Source organism: Kiloniella spongiae, assembly GCF_001026905.1.
Lineage (GTDB): Bacteria > Pseudomonadota > Alphaproteobacteria > Kiloniellales > Kiloniellaceae > Kiloniella > Kiloniella spongiae.
Map to the genome: position 1 here is coordinate 1 of NZ_LAQL01000036.1, position 3,509 is coordinate 3,509.

Sequence of the window (3,509 nt, forward strand, 5' to 3'; positions counted from 1 at the left end):
CAATTTTAATGAATCGTAGAAAGTTTTTAACGGGTGCAGCTACGGGCGTAGCAGCAGGTGCGGCAGCAGCAACACTGAGTGCACCAGCGATTGCACAGGGCAAACGCGACCTAAAGATGGTAACGACCTGGCCAAAGAACTTCCCCGGCCTTGGTACCGGTGCCCAGCGTGTTGCTGATCGGATCACCGCTGCTTCCGGCGGCAAGCTGAACGTTAAGCTTTATGCTGCGGGTGAATTGGTACCCCCTTTTGAATCCTTTGATGCTGTTTCTAACGGCACAGCGGATATGTACCACGCCGCCGAATACTACTGGCAGGGTAAACACAAAGCCTTTAACTTCTTCACTGCGGTTCCTTTCGGCTTTACCGCCAACGAACTCGACGCCTGGGTTCACTACGGCGGTGGTCAGGAACTGTGGGACAAGCTTTCCGCACAGTACAACCTGAAATCTTTCATGGCCGGTAACACCGGTGTGCAGATGGGTGGCTGGTTCAATAAAGAAATCAACACACTGGAAGATTTCAAAGGTCTTAAAATCCGTATGCCTGGTCTGGGTGGTGAAGTTCTGCGCCGTATTGGTGCAGCGGCTGTTACGCTACCGGGTGGCGAGATCTTCCCGTCACTCGAATCAGGTGCGATTGATGCGACTGAGTGGGTTGGCCCCTGGAACGATCTGGCCTTTGGTTTCTACAAAGTAACCAAATACTACTATCAGCCAGGTTTCCACGAGCCGGGTTCAGGCCTTGCTTGCGGCATGAACAAGGATGTTTGGGAAAGCTTTGCCCCGGATGAGCAGGCTCTGATCCAGTCTGCCTGTGCCGCTGAAAACAACGTGATGCTGTCAGAGTACAATGCCAAAAACGGTGACTCACTGGACGTACTGTTGAACAAGCACAACGTCGAGCTTCGTACTTTCACGCAGGACATCATGGATGCCTTGGGTGCCAAGTCTGAAGAAGTTGTGAAAGAAGTTGGCCAGACAGATGATATCTCCAAAGAAATCTACGACAGCTATATCGAGTTCCGTCGTAAGGTTTCCCGTTGGACCCAACTGTCCGAGTCCGACTATACAGCTGCACGTGGCGCGGCACTGAAGATCTAGTCATTGAGTACTCAGTGATAACCGAGATGAAAGAGGCCAGCCCCTGCTGGCCTCTTTTTGGATAAATAATAAGAGTAGTCATTTTACTTAACTCTTTCTCCCCTGTTGTATTATGGGTTGCAGCATCCTTCGTGTAAGACGATTTCACGTCGTTCGCCGCGCCCAGAGTAAGAGGAAGTTAAAAGAGTAAAAGTAAATTAAAAAGACTATGATAATAGATTGATAGGGAGACTACTGTGGCAGGGTTTCTTTCCCTCGCAAAGACCATCGATGCTTTGAACGAACGCGTGGGCCGGACTGTTTCCTGGCTGGCCCTCTTTATGGTTCTCGTTCAGTTCGCCGTGGTTCTGTTGCGATACGTTTTCGGGATTGGTTCCATTTTCATGCAGGAATCAATTATCTATATGCATGGTTTCCTCTTTATGCTTGGCGCAGGGTACACCCTGTTGCACGGCGGGCATGTCCGGGTGGATATTTTTTACGGGGCAGCCAGTGAACGCAAGCAAGCCTTTGTGGACTTCTTCGGCGTGATCTTCTTCTTGCTTCCGGTTCTGGTCCTGATCATGGTTTATGGGTGGCCTTATGTGGCAAATTCCTGGTCCATTCTGGAATCATCCAAAGAAACCAGTGGCATCCCTGCTGTTTATGTTCTCAAAAGCTCTATCATTGCTTTTTGCGTTTTGATGGCACTCCAAGGTATTTCCATGGCCATTCACTCACTCGCCATTATCAAAGGCGTTGAACACAAAGTCCCAGAAGACGGGCACCACGACGGCCCGGGAGTAATATAATAATGGCTGAAACTCTTGACCTTCTGATGTTTGCTGCTGCCTGTTTCTTTCTTATGGCAGGCTTTCCCGTGGCCTTTACCCTCGCGGGTGTTGCCATTGCCTTTGCTCTGATTGGCTATGCCACAGGCGTCTTTGATCTGTCTTTCTTCGGGGCGCTGCCATCGCGTATTTATGGTAACGCCATGACCAATGAGATCCTCATTGCCGTGCCGCTCTTTGTTTTTATGGGTGTCATGCTTGAAAAGTCCAAGGTTGCGGAGGAGTTACTCGAGACCATGGGACAACTCTTTGGCTCTGTACGTGGTGGCCTCGGTATTTCCGTGACCATCGTCGGGGCCTTGCTTGCCGCGTCAACCGGGATTGTTGGCGCCACTGTTGTCACTATGGGACTGCTCTCTCTGCCAACCATGTTGCGCCGGGGGTATGATCCTTCCCTCGCCTGTGGCTCTATCTGTGCAGCAGGAACGTTGGGGCAGATCATTCCACCATCCATCGTACTGGTTATTCTCGGTGATCAGATCTCCAATGCCTATTCCGACGCCCAACGTGCCATCGGCAATTGGTCACCGGATCCTGTATCGGTTGGTGATCTCTTTGCCGGCGCTTTGATCCCGGGTTTAATGCTGGTGGGCATGTACATCGCCTATCAGATGATTGTGGCCATCATCCGTCCGGAAAGCTCTCCGCCGATCCCGCGGGATGAAAACCACATCGAACCCGGTGCTTTCCTGAACAAGATCCTCCATGCATTGGTACCACCAGTAGCACTGATCGTCTCGGTTCTCGGTTCCATCCTCAGCGGAATTGCAACCCCGACAGAAGCCGCAGCTGTGGGCGCTATTGGCTCGCTCTTGCTTGCAGGTATGCGGACACAGGAACTGGGACTTCTGGATAACGCAGACCGTACCTCACCGTTCGATTTTATGGACTTTGGCAGTCGGCGTCCGACTATCATCGCAACGCTCTGCCTGCTCTTTATGTTGGTGTTGATTTCTTTCTTTGATCTGCGGGTTGCAAGAAATGAAATACCGACAGTAGATATGATCGCCATTATTGCTGCGGGCATTGCATCTATTGGTCTCTTCTGGGGGATACTCGTATCTCTTGGCCGTGTCTGGCGCACCAATATCCTGCGCCCGATCATGCGCTCGACCATGGAAATCTCGTCGATGGTTTTTGTGATCCTGATCGGAGCCTCTGTATTCTCGCTGGTCTTTAGAGGACTTGGTGGTGACGATATGGTGCATGAATTCCTCAGCCACATGCCCGGGGGCACCTATGGTGCGCTCGTAATCGTCATGCTGGTGATGTTTGTGCTCGGCTTTTTCCTGGACTTCATCGAGATTACCTTTGTCGTCGTGCCGATTGTTGCCCCGATCCTGCTGATGAGTGATATCAGTCCGGTATGGCTCGGTGTGATGATGGCGATGAACCTGCAGACCTCTTTTCTGACCCCACCTTTTGGCTTTGCGCTCTTTTATCTCAGAGGCGTAGCACCAAAGGAAGTCACGACCATGCAGATCTACAAGGGTGTTATTCCCTTTGTCTTTATCCAGATTATCGCCCTGCTAATTCTAGCGATCTTTCCCGAACTGGCGACATGGTTGCCAAAAGT

At 51.2% G+C, this 3,509-nt stretch carries 3 protein-coding genes; all 3 read left to right on the forward strand.

Going from position 1 to position 3,509, the window contains the following annotated elements; genetic code table 11:
- A partial coding sequence (locus WH96_RS20750) for a TRAP transporter substrate-binding protein (RefSeq protein ID WP_342667264.1) occupies positions 1 to 1,103 on the forward strand: 1,103 nt, incomplete at its 5' end.
- 236 nt (positions 1,104 to 1,339) lie between these two features.
- A complete protein-coding gene (locus tag WH96_RS20755; RefSeq protein WP_047766161.1) occupies positions 1,340 to 1,894 on the forward strand; it encodes a TRAP transporter small permease subunit in 555 nt (184 codons plus the stop codon).
- A 2-nt stretch (positions 1,895 to 1,896) separates the two neighbouring features.
- Positions 1,897 to 3,509, forward strand: a 1,613-nt coding sequence (locus tag WH96_RS20760) for a TRAP transporter large permease (RefSeq protein WP_047766162.1), incomplete at its 3' end; no start/stop codon positions are given.